This window comes from Pseudomonas sp. S10E 269, from assembly GCF_002798465.1.
Lineage (GTDB): Bacteria > Pseudomonadota > Gammaproteobacteria > Pseudomonadales > Pseudomonadaceae > Aquipseudomonas > Aquipseudomonas pergaminensis.
Map to the genome: position 1 here is coordinate 4,164,261 of NZ_PHIJ01000001.1, position 18,205 is coordinate 4,182,465.

At 63.8% G+C, this 18,205-nt stretch carries 6 protein-coding genes; 4 read left to right on the plus strand and 2 right to left on the minus strand.

Annotation, left to right across the window (positions count from 1 at the left end; translation table 11 throughout):
• Window positions 1–3: 3 nt before the first annotated feature.
• A complete protein-coding gene (locus CWC48_RS19450) occupies window positions 4–1,782 on the minus strand; it encodes an acyclic terpene utilization AtuA family protein (RefSeq protein WP_100492414.1) in 1,779 nt (592 codons plus the stop codon).
• Window positions 1,783–1,935: 153 nt separating this feature from the next.
• Here CWC48_RS19450 and CWC48_RS19455 point away from each other — a divergent pair, with 153 nt between their 5' ends.
• Window positions 1,936–2,559 carry a TetR/AcrR family transcriptional regulator gene (locus CWC48_RS19455; RefSeq protein ID WP_078049586.1) on the plus strand — a complete coding sequence of 208 codons (624 nt, stop codon included), beginning with the start codon at window positions 1,936–1,938 and terminating at the stop codon, window positions 2,557–2,559.
• Between the two features lie 94 nt (window positions 2,560–2,653).
• Window positions 2,654–3,442 (plus strand): ABC transporter substrate-binding protein, encoded by a 789-nt coding sequence (locus CWC48_RS19460; RefSeq protein ID WP_100492415.1) that lies wholly within the window; start codon window positions 2,654–2,656, stop codon window positions 3,440–3,442.
• A gap of 160 nt (window positions 3,443–3,602) precedes the next feature.
• Here the strand turns inward: CWC48_RS19460 and CWC48_RS19465 are convergent, their stop codons facing one another.
• Window positions 3,603–4,154 (minus strand): RNA polymerase factor sigma-70, encoded by a 552-nt coding sequence (locus CWC48_RS19465; protein ID WP_005789991.1) that lies wholly within the window; start codon window positions 4,152–4,154, stop codon window positions 3,603–3,605.
• Window positions 4,155–4,456: 302 nt separating this feature from the next.
• Here CWC48_RS19465 and CWC48_RS19470 point away from each other — a divergent pair, with 302 nt between their 5' ends.
• Window positions 4,457–5,209: a thioesterase II family protein gene (locus CWC48_RS19470; protein WP_100492416.1), complete on the plus strand. Its 753-nt coding sequence runs from the start codon at window positions 4,457–4,459 to the stop codon at window positions 5,207–5,209.
• Between the two features lie 51 nt (window positions 5,210–5,260).
• Window positions 5,261–18,139, plus strand: coding sequence for a non-ribosomal peptide synthetase (locus CWC48_RS19475; RefSeq protein ID WP_100492417.1), 12,879 nt, complete (start codon window positions 5,261–5,263; stop codon window positions 18,137–18,139).
• The last annotated feature ends 66 nt before the right edge of the window (window positions 18,140–18,205 follow it).

Here is an 18,205-nt window from a genome sequence, read left to right on the forward strand (position 1 = left end):
CTGTCAGGTGAGAGAATCTGCGATGTGTTGCGGCACGGCGATGGGGATTTCCAGCAGTTGCTGGGCGAAGGCCTTGCCCTGAGGGTCGATGCGCAGGCTGGCGATGCCGCCGCCGCCCAGGGCGTTTTCCAGCAGGAAATTGAGGCTGTGGCTGCCGGGCAGGTACCAGCGCTCGACGCGACCATGCACGGGGTCGAGCACATGGCCCATCCAGTCGACGATCACTGCCGGGGTGAGTGCTTCGGCGATCCACGGCAGGTAGTCGGGGTCGCGGGCGATCACGCCGATGTTGCTGTGGTTGCCCTTGTCGCCGGAGCGCGCCACGGCCAGTTTCACCAACGGTACGCTGGCATCGGCGCGGCCTTGTGGCGTGGGTGGCTCAATCGGCGCATCCGGCAGGGTGGGCGTGTCGGCCATCGGCCGTGCGCAGGCGTGGCGTTCGCCCTGGAAGTCGATCTCGATGTCACAGGAGGCCTTGTCGATCAGGAACGAAAACAGCCGGATCAACGGGTACACCGTTGGCCGTCCGCCGACGATGCCGGTGAGGCCGGGCGCCATGCCAGTAGCGGCCTGGGCGATTTCGCGGGCGAACAGCACCAATGCTTGTTTGTTGGGATGACGCACTGCCAGTTTCACCACCACCTCGCGGCAGTCCTGGCGCATCGCGTGGGCGCCGTAGGTGGCTTCGCTGCCGAGCAATTCGATGTTCACTCCGGTGAAAGGCGCCCAGCCGCGTTGGCTGAACAGTTCCGAGGTCTTGTTGATGATCGCCTGGCTGACCCGCTCGGCCTTGGCCACGGCATCGATCCCGGCGATCAGGCAACTGGCCGTGCAGCGGAAACCGTCCGGGTAAGTGGCGCTGACTTTGTACTGGTCGGTCGGCGGCAAACCCTTGGCGCCGTGCAGGCGTACGCAGTGCTTGCCTTGTTGCTGCAGCTTGACCTTGCTGAAATCGCAGATCACATCCGGCAGCAGATATGCGTGTGGGTCGCCAATTTCATACAGCAGCTGTTCGGCCACGCTGAGTTCGCTGATCAGTCCGCCCGTGCCGTCGACTTTGTTGACGGTGAACTGGCCGTCGGCGCTGACTTCGACGATGGGAAAACCGATGTGCTCGTAGTCCGGCACGTCGCGCCAATCGGTGAAGTTGCCGCCGGTGCACTGCGCGCCACACTCGATGATATGCCCGGCCAGCGCGGCCTGGGCGAGGCGGTCGTAGTCCTGCCATGACCAGTCGAACTCATGCACCAGCGCGGCGCTGACCACTGCGCTGTCGACCACCCGGCCGGTGATGACGATATCCGCACCCAGCTGCAGCGCCTGGGTGATGCCCGGTGCACCCAGGTAGGCATTGGCGGACACGCACATCGGCGGCAGTGGCGTGCCATTGAACATGTCGGTAATGGTGTGAAGATGCTTGAGCTGGGGTTGCAGGTCATCGCCCAGGAGCACGGCGATTTTCAGCGCGACGCCTGCCTTGTCGCAGGCCGCTTGCAGGGCGGCGGCGCAGGCCTGGGGGTTGATACCGCCGGCGTTGCTGATCACCCGCACGCCCTGGCGCTGGATATCGGCGAGCAGTGGGGTGAGCACCTCGACAAAATCCGTGGCATAACCGGCCTGGGGATCTTTCATGCGCGCGCCGGCGAGGATCGACATGGTGATTTCCGCCAGGTAGTCGAACACCAGGTAATCCAGTTTGCCGCCGTGCACCAATTGGGCTGCGGCGGTGCAGGTGTCGCCCCAGAAGGCGCTGGCGCAGCCGATACGAACCGTCTTGCTCATGAGAAATCCTTCCTCGAATGGCTGGCAACGAGACTACCAAGCAAGCGCTTGGTTTGTAAACTCCGGGCACAAGTTTTAGCCAAGCGCTTGCTTGGGTGGCCGGCACGGCCTAAATTGCCGGCCAAGACGTCCGTGGAAGTAGAGGAGAGAGGCATGGATGAGCACAAAGCCCTGCGGGTGATGCGCACCATGGTCGATGGCGGCCAATTGACCGACCCCGACAGTGCCCGTGGCAAGCTGCTGCAAACCGCGGCCCACCTGTTTCGCAACAAGGGTTTTGAGCGCACCACCGTGCGCGACCTGGCCAGCGCCGTAGGCATCCAGTCCGGCAGCATCTTTCATCACTTCAAGAGCAAGGACGAGATCCTGCGCGCGGTGATGGAAGAAACCATCCACTACAACACCGCGATGATGCGCGCTTCGCTTGAAGAAGCGAGCAACGTGCGCGAACGCGTGCTGGCGCTGATCCGCTGCGAATTGCAGTCGATCATGGGCGGCAGCGGCGAAGCCATGGCGGTGCTGGTGTACGAGTGGCGTTCACTGTCGGCCGAAGGCCAGGCCCAGGTGCTGGCCCTGCGCGATGTGTATGAGGCGATCTGGCTGCAGGTACTGGGCGAGGCCAAGGACGCCGGTTATATCCGTGGCGATGTATTTATTACCCGGCGTTTCCTCACCGGCGCCTTGTCCTGGACCACCACCTGGTTTCGCGCCGAGGGCAGCCTGACGCTCGAGCAGTTGGCCGAAGAAGCCCTGCTGATGGTTCTGAAAGCGGATTGAGGCGCAAGCTATTAATTTGCCGGTGGAAAGTTGTCTCGCCAGACAAAAACGCCTAGCTTATCGCCATGAGTGTTTTTGAACGGTGTGTGCCTTGATGTTTTCGCCATGGCGGCTGGCTGCAGGACTGACCTTTTGGGCACTGGGCACCGCGTGGTGGGTGCCGGCTTCGGCTGCGCAATTGGTCCGCATCGGTGCGGCACATTTCCCGCCCTACACCGTGCGCCCCGAGCAGGGCGCCGACACCGGTTTGCTGCCGCAACTGGTCGAGGCCCTCAACGCTTCGCAAACCGACTACCAATTTGTACTGGTGCCCACTTCTATCCCGCGACGCTTTCGTGATTTCGAGCAGGGCCGAGTGGACATGGCCATCTTCGAAAACCCCGACTGGGGCTGGCAGAAGATTCCCCACACTACCGTCGACATGGGCCTGGAAGATGCAGAAATCTTCGTCGCCCAGCGTGAGACCGGTCGCGACCAACATTATTTCGCCGACCTCAAGGGCAAACGCCTGGCCGTATTCAGCGGGTATCACTACGCCTTTGCCAACTTCAACCCCGACCCCAAGTACATGGCCGAGCACTTCAACGCCACGTTGACCTACTCCCATGACAGCAACCTGCTGATGGTTGCGCGCGGGCGTGCCGACATCGCCTTGGTGACCCGTTCGTACTTGAGTGACTTTATGGTGCGCAACGCGGACATGGCGGGGCAGTTCCTGGTGTCGGAGCGCATCGACCAGGTGTATCACCACTATGCGCTGCTGCGGCCAAAGGCGCCGATCACGGGGGAAGCCTTTTCCGCGTTGCTCAAGCGCTTGCGTGACGATGGCGAGATGCTGAAGATTTTCGAGCCGTATCGTATTGATGTGATGCCGGTGCCCTGACAGGCACGCTGCAGATCGTCTTGGTAGACATAGGCTCATGTGGGAGCTGGCTTGCCTGCAATGCGGGCGATTCGGTGTATTTGTCAAACCGCATCGCCAGCTCCCACACAAGCCAGCTCCCACATTTGATTTGCTGAGTGTCAGATCACTCTGCTGAGCGTCAAACCCTGCGCGCAAACGTATCGCTATGGCTGCCCGACACCTTGCGGCAGTGCACCAGCGCATCACGGATCATGAAGTTCACCAGGGTCGGCGAAACCCCCAGTTCCTTGGCGATATCCTTTTGCGGCACGCCGTGCAGGCGGTACATCTCGAACGCGTAGCGGGTGCGTTGGGGCAGCTCCGTCAGGGCGTCGGCGATGTTTTCCAGGGTGTTGAAATTGATGTGCGAGGTTTCCGGTGAAGCGCCGTGAATAACCACATTCAAGCCTTCCTCTTCCGTCCCGGAGTATTTGAGCTCCAGGGCCTGCTTGCGGTAGTGATCGATCGCCAGGTTACGCACGATCTGGAACAGATAACTCAGCTGGGCCTTGAACGATGAGGTGATCGTCGGCGCCGATTGCAGCCGGAAGTAGGCGTCCTGCACTACGTCTTCGGCTCGGGAGCGGCACCCGGTAATACGTGCCGCGATCTTCACCAGAATCAGCCGGTTATCGACGAATGCCTGGAGAAGCGGTGAGTCGCACCTGCCTGTGGATACTTGTTCCGTCATGGAAATCACCTTGTCGCAAAAGAGGTTAGGGGAGGGCGTCCTTGCTGAGGCCTCCTACACATCGGGCAACAAATTATGCTTAATGATAATGATTGTCAAATGAGAAGGCGAACTAATCTTATGCTTTCTTGTTTGGTGTGAACCACGTCTCGCTCGTACCCGGCGACTAATTATTTGCCGGTGCCGTCCGTTCTTCTGGGTGACAGGTCCGTTAGTAAAACGGCCAAGGATCAGCACCCGCAGGAGGACGAAATGGGTTTCTATCGTGCATACAGCGTGTTTCAGTTTGGAGTCGTCGCTCGATGAGTACGCCGACTCGACTGCGCCTGTTCTGCCTGCCCTATTCGGGCGCCAGCGCCATGGTGTATGCGCGCTGGCGCCGGGCCCTGCCGGAGTGGTTGCAGGTGTGTCCGCTGGAATTGCCCGGTCGTGGCATGCGCATGGACGAGCCGCTGCAGCGCGATATCAAGGCCTTGGCCACGCAGCTCGCGGAGGAAATCAGCCGCGACTTGAACGGTCCCTACGCCCTGTTCGGCCACAGCCTTGGCGGCCTGCTCGCCTTTGAGCTGGCGCACGCCTTGAGCGCTCGCGGCGTGCCGGCGCCGCTGGCGTTGTTCGCCTCCGGCACGGCCGGGCCGGCGCGTCGTGACGTCAGCGAGTACGCCATCGAAAAGACCGACGAACAACTCATCACCCGCCTGCGCGAACTGCAAGGCACCGCTGAAGAAGCCCTGGCCAACCCCGAGTTGATGCAGTTGATGCTGCCGATCCTGCGTGCCGATTTCCTGCTGTGCGGCAGCTTCACCTATGGCGAGCGCACGCCGTTGGACATGCCGATCCACGTGTTCGGCGGCAAACAGGACAGCGTGCGCGCCGACCAGTTGCTCGACTGGCAACTCGACGCCGCCAGTGGCTTTTCCCTGGACATGTTCGACGGTCACCACTTCTTCCTCATCCAGCACGAAAGCGCCGTGCTGCGTTGCGTGCGGCGCTATGCCGACGAACACCTGGCCCGCTGGCGCAATGGCGCGGCGCGGCAACTGGCCGCTGGCTAAAAGCTCCCCAATTCCCGAATTTCCCGTAAGCCGATTTCAGGCAGGAACCCCATGATGGACGCCTTCGAACTTCCCCGCACCCTGGTCCAGTCCCTTCAGCGTCGTGCCGCGCAAACCCCGGATCAGGTCGCCCTGCGCTTCCTCGCCGAGTCCGCCGAGCACAGCGTAGTACTCAGCTACTGCGACCTGGACCAGCGCGCCCGCACCATCGCCGCTGCGCTGCAAGCCAATGCCGAGCTGGGTGACCGTGCGGTGCTGTTGTTCCCCAGTGGCCCGGATTACGTTGCGGCGTTCTTTGGTTGCCTGTACGCCGGGGTTATTGCGGTGCCGGCCTACCCGCCGGAGTCCACGCGGCGTCACCATCAGGAGCGCCTGCTGTCGATCATCAGCGACGCCGAGCCGCGCCTGCTGTTGACCATCGCCAGCCTCGCCGACGGCTTGTCGCAGCTCGACAATGCGCCGCCGGTGTTAAGCGTCGATAGCCTGGAGAGCGCTGGTAACTGGATCGCTCCCGACCTGCACCCCGACGACATCGCTTTCCTGCAATACACCTCCGGCTCCACCGCGCTGCCCAAGGGCGTGCAGGTCAGCCACGGCAACCTGGTGGCCAACGAAGTGCTGATCCGCCGTGGTTTTGGCATCGACCTCAACCCGGATGACGTGATCGTCAGCTGGCTGCCGCTGTACCACGACATGGGCCTGATCGGCGGCCTGCTGCAACCGATCTTCAGTGGTGTGCCGTGCGTGTTGATGTCGCCGGCCTACTTCCTCGGCCGGCCGTTGCGCTGGCTTGAGGCGATCAGCGCATACGGCGGTACCATCAGCGGTGGTCCGGATTTCGCCTATCGCCTGTGCAGTGAACGGGTCAGTGACTCGGCGCTGGAGCGGCTGGACCTGAGCCGATGGCGCGTGGCCTATTCCGGGTCGGAACCGATCCGCCTCGACACCCTGGAACGCTTCGCCGAAAAGTTCGCCACCTGTGGTTTCACCCCAAACAATTTCTTCGCCTCCTACGGCCTGGCCGAGGCGACCCTGTTTGTCGCCGGCGGCACCCGGGGCCAGGGTATTGCCGCGTTGCGCGTCGACGAGCAGGCCCTGGCCGCCAACCGCGCCGAACCGGGGCAGGGCAGTGCGATCATGAGCTGCGGCACCAGCCAGCCCGAGCATGCCGTACTGATTGCCGACCCACAGACCCTCACCGAACTGCCCGATAACCGCGTCGGCGAACTCTGGGCCAGCGGTCCGAGCATCGCCCATGGCTACTGGCGCAACCCGGAAGCCACCGCCAAGACCTTCGTGCAACATGCTGGCCGTACCTGGCTGCGCACCGGCGACCTGGGTTTTATCCGTGACGGTGAGGTGTACATCACCGGCCGCCTCAAAGACCTGCTGATTGTGCGCGGCCACAACCTGTACCCCCAGGACATCGAGCAGACCATCGAGCGCGAAGTCGAAGTGGTGCGCAAAGGCCGGGTCGCCGCATTTGCGGTGAGCGACAAGGGGCTGGAAGGCATTGGCATTGCCGCCGAAATCAGCCGCAGCGTGCAGAAAATCCTGCCGCCCGAAGCGCTGATCAAGGCGATCCGCCAAGCCGTGGCCGAGGCTTACCAAGAGGCGCCCAGCGTGGTGGTGCTGCTCAACCCCGGCGCCTTGCCGAAGACCTCCAGCGGCAAAGTGCAGCGCGCAGCCTGTGCGCTTCGTCACAAGGACGGCAGCCTCGACAGCTATGCCCAGTTCCCCGACCTGCAAGCGCAGGTGAGCGATGGGGCGCTGGAATCCGAGTTGCACAACCAGATTGCGGCGATCTGGTGTGAGCAACTGAACATCGCAAGCGTTGCCGCCGATGATCATTTCTTCCTGCTCGGCGGCAACTCCATCACTGCCACCCAGGTGGTCGCACGCCTGCGCGAAACCCTCGGCCTGGAACTGAACCTGCGCATGCTGTTCGAAGCGCCGACCCTGGAAGGCTTCGCGGCCAACGTTGCGCAGTTGCAGCAAGACGGTGGCGTCGCCCAAGGCGTGATCCACAGCCTGTCACGCCAGGATGAACTGCCCCAATCCCTGGCGCAGAACCGCCTGTGGATCACCTGGCAACTGGACCCGCACAGCAGCGCCTACACCATCCCCGGTGCCCTGCGCCTGCGCGGCGAGCTGGATGAAGACGCCGTGCGCGCCAGCTTCCAGCAACTGATCCAGCGCCACGAAGCGCTGCGTACGCGCTTCTACGAAAGAGACGGCCAGGCTTTCCAGCGCATCGATGCCAAGGTGGAGTTCGAGCTGCAAGTCATCGACCTCAGTGACCTGCCTGCGGCCGAACGCGAAGCCCGCGCGCAACAGATCCGCGAGGACGAAGCCCGCACCCAGTTCGACCTGGAAAAAGGCCCGCTGCTGTGGGTGACGCTGGTGCGCCTGGACGATGAGGATCACCAACTGCTGGTGACGCTGCACCACATCATCGCCGACGGCTGGTCGCTCAACATTCTCATCGACGAGTTCTCGCGCCTCTACGCCGCCGCTGTCCAGGGCCAACCCCTGGAATTGCCGCCCCTGGCCCTGCAATACGCCGACTACGGCAGTTGGCAGCGCCAATGGCTGGCCGAGGGCGAAGGCGAGCGCCAACTGGCGTACTGGAAAGCGCAACTGGGTGAAGAGCATCCAACCCTGAGCCTGGCCACCGACCACCCGCGTTCGGCGCACCACCGTCACACCGCCTCACGCCACACCGTGCGGCTTGGCACGAGCCTCAGCGAAGCGATTCGCCAGACCGCCCAGGCCAACGAATCCACGCCCTTCATGCTGTTGCTGGCGGCCTTCCAAAGCCTGCTGCATCGCTACAGCGGCCAGCGCGACATTCGCATCGGCGTGCCCAACGCCAACCGTCCGCGCCAGGAAACCCAAGGCCTGGTCGGCTTCTTCATCAACACCCTGGTGCTGCGTGCCGAGCTGGACGGGCGCCTGGCGTTCAGTGAGCTGTTGGCCGCGACGCGCCAGACGGCACTGGGCGCCCAGGCCCATCAGGACCTGCCGTTCGAACAACTGCTGGAAGCCTTCCCGCAGGCCCGCGAACAGGGCCTGTTCCAGGTCATGTTCAACCACCAACAGCGCGATTTGAGCGCGTTGCGCCGCTTGCCGGGCATGCTTGCCGATGAACTGCCATGGCACAGCCGCGAAGCCAAGTTCGACTTGCAACTGCACACCGAAGAAGACCGCAACGGGCGCTTGAGCCTGTCGTTCGACTACGCCGATGAGCTGTTCGAAACCGCGACCATCCAGCGCCTGGCCGAGCACTACATCAACCTGTTGCACGCCGTCTGCGAGCACCCCCAGCAAGCCATCGGCGACATCGCGCTGATGCAGCAGGACGAACAGGCGCTTTACAGCGAAGCACCCTGCGCGCCAGCCCAGCAGTGGCTGCCGGAGCTGCTTAACCAGCAGACCTCGGACGCCACCGCGCTGGTCTGGGACGGTGGTAGCCTGACCTTTGCCCAACTGCACACCCAGGCCAACCGCCTGGCCCACTACTTGCGCGATAAAGGCGTCGGCCCGGACGTGTGCGTGGCCATCGCCGCCGAGCGTTCGCCGCAACTGCTGATCGGCCTGCTGGCAATCATCAAGGCCGGTGGCGCCTATGTGCCGCTGGACCCGGATTACCCCGCCGAGCGCCTGGCCTACATGCTCAAGGACAGTGGCGTCCACCTGCTGCTGACCCAGACCGCATTGCTGGAACAGGTGCCGAGCGCCGAAGGCGTGTGCGTGATTGCGATGGACAGCCTGCACCTCGACAGCTGGCCCACCCAGCCGCCCGGCTTGCACCTGCACGGTGACAACCTCGCCTACGTGATCTACACCTCCGGTTCCACCGGCCAACCCAAAGGCGTGGGCAACACCCATGCGGCCCTGGCCGAGCGCTTGCAGTGGATGCAGGCCACTTATCAACTCAATGAAACCGACGTGTTGATGCAGAAGGCGCCGATCAGTTTTGACGTGTCGGTGTGGGAGTGTTTCTGGCCACTGATCAGCGGTTGCCGCCTGGTGCTGGCCGGCCCCGGTGAACATCGCGATCCGCATCGCATTGCGCAGTTGGTGCAGGAGCACGGCGTGACCACGCTGCACTTTGTGCCGCCGCTGTTGCAGTTGTTTATCGACGAACCGTTGGTAGCCGAATGCACCAGCCTGCGCCGCCTGTTCTCCGGCGGTGAAGCCTTGCCCGCCGAACTGCGCAACCGCGTGCTGGCGCAGTTGCCTGCGGTGCAACTGCACAACCGTTATGGCCCGACCGAAACCGCGATCAACGTGACCCACTGGCACTGCCGTGTCGAAGACGGCGAGCGCTCGCCGATTGGCCGCCCGCTGGGCAATGTGATCTGCCGCGTGCTGGACGAGCAGCTCAACCCGGCGCCACTGGGTGTGCCGGGTGAACTGTGCATCGGCGGCATTGGCCTGGCACGGGGTTACCTGGGCCGCGCCGGGTTGACGGCTGAGCGTTTTGTCGCTGACCACCAAGGGGCACGCCTTTACCGCACCGGTGACCGCGCGCGTTGGAATGCCGACGGTGTGATCGAGTACCTCGGGCGCCTCGACCAGCAGGTCAAGCTGCGTGGCTTTCGCGTGGAGCCGGAAGAAATCGAAGCGCGCATGCTCGCCCTGGAAGGCATCGCCCAAGCCGTGGTGCTGGTGCGTGATGCTCAGATGATTGGCTACTACACCGCCCCTGCCGAGCTGGACGAACAACAGGTCAAGACCGCCCTGGCCGCCGAGCTGCCCGAGTACATGGTGCCCGCGCTGCTGATGCGCCTGGACAGCATGCCCCTGAGCCCCAGCGGCAAGCTGGACCGCCGGGCGTTGCCGGAACCGGTGTGGCACGTGCGCGAACATGTCGAGCCCGAAACCCCGCTGCAACAGCAGATCGCTGCGATCTGGCGCGAAGTGCTGGGCCTGCCAATCGGCCTGCGCGATGACTTCTTCGCCCTCGGTGGCCATTCGTTGCTGGCCACGCAAATCATCTCCCGCACCCGCCAGGCATGTGACGTCGAGCTGCCATTGCGCACATTGTTCGAAGCCAGTGAGTTGGGGGCATTTGCCGAGCAGGTCGCACTGATCCAGGCGTCGGGCCAACGCAACCAGCAGACCGCCATCGCCAAGGTCGACCGCAGCCAGCCGGTGCCGCTGTCCTATTCCCAGCAGCGCATGTGGTTCCTGTGGCAGATGGAACCGGACAGCCCGGCCTACAACGTCGGCGGCATGGCGCGCTTGCGTGGCGTACTGGATGTGGGGCGTTTCGAGGCGGCGTTGCAGGCCTTGATCATGCGTCACGAAACCCTGCGCACCACCTTCCCGAGTGTCGACGGCGTGGCCTATCAGAAGGTCGCGGCGCAGACCGGCCTGCGCATGGGCTGGCAGGACTTCTCCGCGCTGGACGAAGCCGAACGCCAGCCACGGTTGCAACAATTGGCAGATCACGAGGCCCATACACCGTTCAACCTGGAGACCGGGCCGTTGCTGCGAGCCTGCCTGGTCAAGGCCGGCGAGCGCGAACACTACTTGGTGCTGACCCTGCACCACATCGTCACCGAAGGCTGGGCCATGGACATCTTTGCCCGTGAACTCAGTGCGCTGTACGAAGCCTTTATCGATGAGCGTGAATCGCCACTGGCACCGCTGCCAGTGCAATACCTCGACTACAGCGTGTGGCAGCGCCAATGGCTGGAGGCTGGCGAACGTCAGCGTCAACTGGACTACTGGACTGCGCAATTGGGCAGCGAACACCCCTTGCTGGAGCTGCCCGGCGACCGTCCACGGCCACCGGTGCAAAGCCACCAGGGCGAACTCTACCGCTTCGACCTGAGCGATGACCTGGCGGCCCGCGTGCGAGCCTTCAATGCCGAGCGCGGCCTGACTCTGTTCATGACCATGACCGCCACCCTGGCTGTGTTGCTCTACCGCTACAGCGGCCAGACCGACCTGCGCATCGGTGCGCCCGTGGCCAACCGTATTCGCCCGGAAAGCGAAGGGCTGATCGGCGCCTTCCTCAACACCCAGGTGCTGCGTTGCCAGCTCACTGGGCAGATGAACGTCGCTGAATTGTTCGAGCAGGTGCGCCACACCGTGATCGAAGGCCAGTCCCATCAGGACCTGCCGTTCGATCACTTGGTGGAAGCCCTGCAGCCACCGCGCAGTGCGGCGTACAACCCGCTGTTCCAGGTGATGTGCAACGTGCAGCGCTGGGAATTCCAGCAAAGCCGCCAACTGGCCGGCATGACCGTCGAATACCTGGCCAACGATGCGCGTGCGACCAAGTTCGACCTCAACCTGGAAGTCACCGACCTCGACCATCGGCTGGGTTGCTGCCTGACCTACAGCACCGACCTGTTCGACGAGCCGCGTATTGCGCGCATGGCCGAACATTGGCGCAACCTGCTGGAAGCCTTGATCGCCAACCCGCAACAGCGCCTCAGCGAGCTGCCCTTGCTGAGCGTCGCCGAGCAGCGGGCCGTGCAGGACAGCCTGGGCATCGAGGCGGGCGAACACCGCCTTGACCAGTGCATCCATCCACTGTTCAGCCAGCAAGCGGCAGCCCGTGGCGATGCACCGGCGCTGACCTTCGCCGGTGAAACGCTGAGCTACCGCGAGCTGGAGGCCCGCGCCAACCGCCTGGCCTGGATGCTGCGTGAGCGCGGCGTCGGCCCGCAGGTGCGGGTGGGCCTGGCACTGCCGCGCTCGCTGGAAATGGTCATCGGCCTGCTGGCGATCCTCAAGGCGGGCGGCGCCTACGTGCCGCTGGACCCTGAATACCCGCTGGACCGCTTGCACTACATGATCGAAGACAGCGGCATCGGCCTGTTGCTCAGCGATGCGGCGATGTTCGCAGCGCTCGGCGAATTGCCGGCGAGCGTGGCCTGCTGGTGCCTGGAAGATGACTTGCCGGTGCTCGCCAACTACCCGGCCGATGCGCTGCCGTTTATCAGCCTGGCGCAACACCAGGCGTACTTGATCTACACCTCCGGCTCCACCGGCAAGCCGAAAGGCGTGGTGGTGTCCCACGGTGAAATCGCCATGCATTGCACAGCGGTGATCGAGCGGTTTGGCATGCGCCCGGATGACTGCGAATTGCACTTCTATTCGATCAACTTCGACGCCGCCACCGAGCGTTTGCTGGTGCCGCTGCTCAGTGGCGCGCAGGTGGTACTGCGCGCCCAGGGCCAGTGGGATGCCGAGGAAATCTGCGGATTGATCCGCACCCATGGCATCAACATCCTGGGCTTCACCCCGAGCTACGGCAGCCAGTTGGCGCAGTGGTTGGCCACTCAGCAGCAGACCTTGCCGGTGCGTATGTGCATCACCGGCGGCGAAGCCCTGACCGGCGAACACTTGCAGCGCATCCGTGCCGCGTTCAAGCCACAGGTGTTCTTCAACGCCTATGGCCCGACTGAAACCGTGGTGATGCCGCTGGCCAGCCTTGCACCGGAGCAGTTGGAGGAGGGCGCCGCCAGCGTGCCGATCGGCAGCATCATCGGTGACCGCGTGGCTTACATTCTCGACGCCGACCTGGCCCTGGTGCCGCAAGGCGCGACCGGCGAGTTGTACGTCGGCGGCGCCGGCCTGGCCCAGGGGTATCACCAGCGTCCGGGCATGACCGCCGAGCGTTTTGTCGCGGACCCGTTTGCGCGCAACGGTGGGCGCCTGTACCGCACCGGGGACCTGGTGCGCCAACGCGCCGATGGCCTGGTGGAGTACTTGGGGCGTATCGACCATCAAGTGAAGGTTCGCGGTTTCCGCATCGAACTGGGCGAGATCGAAACCCGCCTGCTGGAGCACGATGCCGTGCGCGAAGCGGTGGTGCTGGCGCTGGATTCGCCGAGCGGCAAGCAGCTGGTGGCGTATCTGGTCAGCGATGCCGAGCACGGCGCGCTGCGTGACGCGCTGAAGGCCCATCTCAAGGCGCAACTGCCGGACTACATGGTGCCCGCGCACTTGATCGTGCTGGACAGCATGCCGCTGACCGCCAACGGCAAGCTTGATCGCCGTGCCCTGCCGCAACCAGATCCTGAGGCAAACCGCCAAACATATGTGGCGCCACGCAATGAACTTGAAAGCACCCTGGCTGCGATCTGGTGTGCGGTACTGAACGTGCAACAAGTCGGCCTGGACGATAACTTCTTTGAGCTGGGTGGCGACTCGATCCTGTCGATCCAGGTGGTCAGCCGTGCGCGGCAGGCCGGGATTCATTTCAGCCCTCGCGACCTGTTCCAGCACCAGACCGTGCAGACCCTGGCCGCCGTCGCCACCCGCTCCGAGCAGGTCACGGCCGATCAGGGCGTACTGACCGGGCCTTCGGGGCTCACGCCGATCCAGCACTGGTTCTTCGACACCGAGATTCCACAGCGTCAGCACTGGAACCAGGCGCTGGTCCTCAAGCCGCTGCAACTGCTCGATCCCCATCGCCTGGAGCAAGCGCTGCTGGCAGTGTTGGAACATCACGACGCCCTGCGCCTGAGCTTCTGCCAGCGCGACGCGCAATGGCACGCCGAGCATTTGGCCGTGCCGCGAGGCGGCGTGTTGATGCAGGCGCAAGTGCGCGATATGGCGCACTGCACCGCGCTGTTCACCGACACCCAACGCAGCCTCGACCTGGAACACGGCCCGCTGCTGCGCGCCTTGCTGGTGGACGGGCCCGAGGGGCAGCAACGCCTGCTGATCGCGATCCATCATCTGGTGGTGGACGGCGTGTCGTGGCGCGTGTTGTTGGAAGACCTGCAGAACGTCTACCGTCAACTCAGCGACGGTCAGTCCGTCAGCCTGCCGGCCAAGACCAGCGCCTTGCGTGACTGGGCCGCGCGTTTGCAGGCCTATGCCGGCAGCGAATCCCTGCGTGAAGAGTTGAGCGTCTGGCAAGACCAATTGGCTGGGCCGGAAACCGTATTGCCGGTGCCCCGTCCGCAAGGCTCGCTGCGTAACCGCGATGCCGACACTGTCAGCGTGCGCCTGGATGCCGAGCACACCCGCCAGTTATTGCAACAGGCCCCGAGCGCCTACCGCACCCAGGTCAACGACCTGCTGCTGACCGCCTTGGCCCGTGTGCTGTGCCGCTGGAGCGGCCACGCGTCGGCGCTGATCCAACTGGAAGGCCACGGCCGCGAAACCCTGTTCGATGACATCGACCTGACCCGCAGTGTCGGCTGGTTCACCAGTGCCTATCCGCTGCGCCTGACCCCGCAAGCGTCCCAGGGCGACTCGATCAAGGCGATCAAGGAGCAACTGCGCGGCGTGCCGCATAAGGGCCTGGGCTATGGCGTGCTGCGCTACCTGGCCGACGACCTGTGCAAACAGCGCATGGGCGCACTGCCGAGCGCGCAGATCACCTTCAACTACCTGGGCCAGTTCGACCAGAGCTTTGGCGCCGATGCGCTGTTCCACCCGCTGGACGAGTCCACAGGCCTGGCCAATGACCCGGATGCGCCGCTGCCCAACGAGTTGAGCGTCGACAGCCAGGTGTACGGCGGTGAGCTGGTGCTGCGCTGGACCTTCAGCCGTGAGCGCTTCGATCAGCACAGCGTGCGCGAATTGGCCGAGGCGTACCTGGCCGAACTGCAAAGCCTGACCCAGCACTGCCTGCAGGACGATGCCGGTGGTCTTACACCGTCCGACTTCCCGCTGGCCCACCTGAGCCAGTCGCAACTCGACAGCCTGCCGGTACCGGCCAACGTCATCGAAGACGTCTACCCGCTGACACCGATGCAGGAAGGCCTGTTGCTGCATACCCTGCTGGAACCGGGCACCGGCCTGTATTACATGCAGGACCGCTACCGTATCAACAGCGCTCTGGACCCCGAGCGCTTCGCCCAGGCCTGGCAGGCGGTGATCGCCCGTCACGAAGCCTTGCGCGCCTCGTTCTGCTGGAACGTCGGCGAAGACATGCTGCAAGTGATCCACACACCGGGCAGCACGCCGATTGAATACCTGGACTGGAGCGAGGACCCGGAAAGCGAACAGGAACCGCGTCTGCAAGCGCTGCTCAAGCAAGAGCGCGAAGCCGGTTTCGATCTGCTCAACCAGGCGCCGTTCCACCTGCGCCTGATCCGCGTCGGCGCTGAACGCTACTGGTTCATGATGAGCAACCACCACATCCTTATCGATGCCTGGTGCCGTTCGTTGCTGATGAATGACTTCTTCGAGATCTACATGGCCCTAAGCGAAGGCCGCGAGGCGCAGTTGGCCACGCCGCCGCGTTATCGCGACTACATTGCCTGGCTGCAACGCCAGAACCTCAACGAGGCACGCCAATGGTGGCAGCAGAACCTGCAAGGGTTCGAACGCACCACGCCGATCCCGAGTGACCGGCCGTTCCTGCGTGAACACGCGGGCCACAGCGGCGGCATGGTGGTGGGCGATTGCTACACCCGCCTCGATGCCCGCGACGGTGCGCAATTGCGTGAGTTGGCCCAGGCTCATCAACTGACCGTCAACACCTTCGCCCAGGCGGCGTGGGCCTTAGTGCTGCGGCGCTTGAGCGGCGACCGTGACGTGTTGTTCGGTGTCACCGTGGCCGGGCGCCCGGTGGCAATGCCGGAGATGCAACGCACCGTCGGCCTGTTCATCAACAGCATCGCGCTGCGGGTAAAACTGCCCGAGGACGATCAGCGTTGCAGCGTACGTCAGTGGTTGAGCGGCTTGCTCGACAGCAATATGCAACTGCGCGAGTACGAATACCTGCCGCTGGTGACGATCCAGGAGCACAGCGAATTGCCCAAGGGCCAGCCACTGTTCGACAGCCTGTTCGTGTTCGAAAATGCCCCGGTGGAAGTCTCGGTGCTGGACCGTGCGCAAAGCCTGAATGCCACCTCGGACTCCGGCCGCACCCACACCAACTTCCCGCTGACCGCCGTGTGTTACCCGGGTGATGACCTTGGTTTGCACCTGTCCTACGACCAGCGCTACTTCGACGAGACCACCGTGCAAGGCATGCTCGGCGAGTTCAAGCGCCTGCTGCTGGCGCTGGTGCAGGGCTTCCATGGCGACATGGCCGACCTGCCGCTGATCGGTGAGCAAGAGCGCGGGTTCCTGGTGGAAGGCTGTAACCAGAGCGAGCACGACTACCCGCTGGAGCGTAGCTATGTCGAACTGTTCGAGGCCCAGGTATCCGCGCATCCTCAGCGGGTTGCCGCCAGTTGCCTTGATCAGCAATGGACGTATGACGAACTCAATCGCCGCAGTAACGGCCTGGGCCACGCGCTGATCAGTGCGGGCGTCGGTCTGGATCAACCCGTGGCGTTGCTGGCCGAACGCAACCTCGACCTGCTGGGCATGATCATCGGCAGCTTCAAGGCTGGTGCCGGCTACCTACCGCTCGACCCAGGCCTGCCGAGCCAGCGACTGCGCAGCATCATCGACCTGAGCCGCACACCGCTGCTGGTGTGCACTGAGGCATGTCGCGATCAGGCCATCGAGTTGCTGGAAGGCTTCGACTGCCAGTTGCTGGTGTGGGAAGAAGTGCCTGCACGCGGCGAAAATCCCGGCATCTACAGCGGTCCGGACAACCTCGCCTATGTGATCTATACCTCGGGTTCCACTGGCCTGCCCAAGGGCGTGATGGTGGAACAGCGCGGCATGCTCAATAACCAGTTGAGCAAGGTGCCGTACCTGGCCTTGAGTGACGCAGATGTGATCGCACAGACCGCTTCGCAGAGCTTCGATATTTCCGTGTGGCAATTCCTCGCCGCGCCGCTGTTTGGCGCGCGGGTGGACATCGTGCCGAATACCCTCGCCCATGATCCCCAAGGTTTGCTGGAGCACGTTCAGGCCCAAGGGATTACCGTGCTGGAAAGCGTGCCGTCGCTGATCCAGGGCATGCTGGCCCAGGAGCGTATTGGCCTGGACGGTCTGCGCTGGATGCTGCCGACTGGTGAAGCCATGCCGCCGGAGCTGGCGCACCAATGGCTGTTGCGCTACCCCCAGATTGGCCTGGTGAACGCATATGGCCCGGCGGAATGCTCGGACGATGTGGCGTTCTACCGCGTCGACCTGGCGTCGACCCGTGGCACTTACTTGCCGATTGGCACACCGACCGACAACAACCGTTTGTACCTGCTCGATGGGGCGCTGGAGCTGGTGCCCCAAGGCGCAGTTGGCGAGTTGTGTGTCGCCGGTACGGGCGTCGGTCGCGGTTACGTCAGCGACCCACTGCGCACCGCGCCAGTGTTTGTACCGAACCCCTTCGGTGCCGCGGGCGAACGGCTTTACCGCACCGGCGACCTAGCGCGCCGTCGCAGTGACGGCGTGCTGGAGTACGTCGGGCGCATCGACCATCAAGTGAAGATTCGCGGCTACCGCATCGAACTGGGTGAAATCGAAGCGCGCCTGCACGAACAACCGGAAGTACGCGATGCGGCGGTGGGCGTGCAGGAAGGCGTCAATGGCAAGCACTTGGTCGGCTACCTGGTGGCGGCTGATGCAGCGCTGAAGCCCGGCGAGCGCCTGGACCGCATCAAGCAGCGCCTGCGGGCCGAACTGCCGGAATACATGGTGCCGCTGCACTGGCTATGGCTTGACCGCCTGCCACTGAACGCCAACGGCAAACTCGACCGCAAAGCCTTGCCGACCCTGGAGATCGGCCAGTTGCACAGCCAGGACTACCTGGCGCCGCGCAACGAACTGGAAACCACCTTGGCCGCCATCTGGGCCGAGGTGCTGAAAGTCGACAGGGTAGGGGTAGAGGACAACTTCTTCGAACTGGGCGGGCATTCGCTGCTGGCCACGCAGATTGCCTCGCGGGTGCAGAAAACCCTGCAACGTGACGTACCGCTGCGGGCGATGTTCGAGTGCAGCACGGTGGCGGAGTTGGCCGAGTACATCGATGGGTTGGCGGCGAATGAGATCAGCGCCGAGAAGGTGGACCGGTTGAGTGATTTGATGGCGGAGTTGGAGGGGCTTTAAGCTTCGTTGTCTGTCAGGGCCTCATCGCCGGCAAGCCGGCTCCTACAGGTGAAACGCACTCCAACT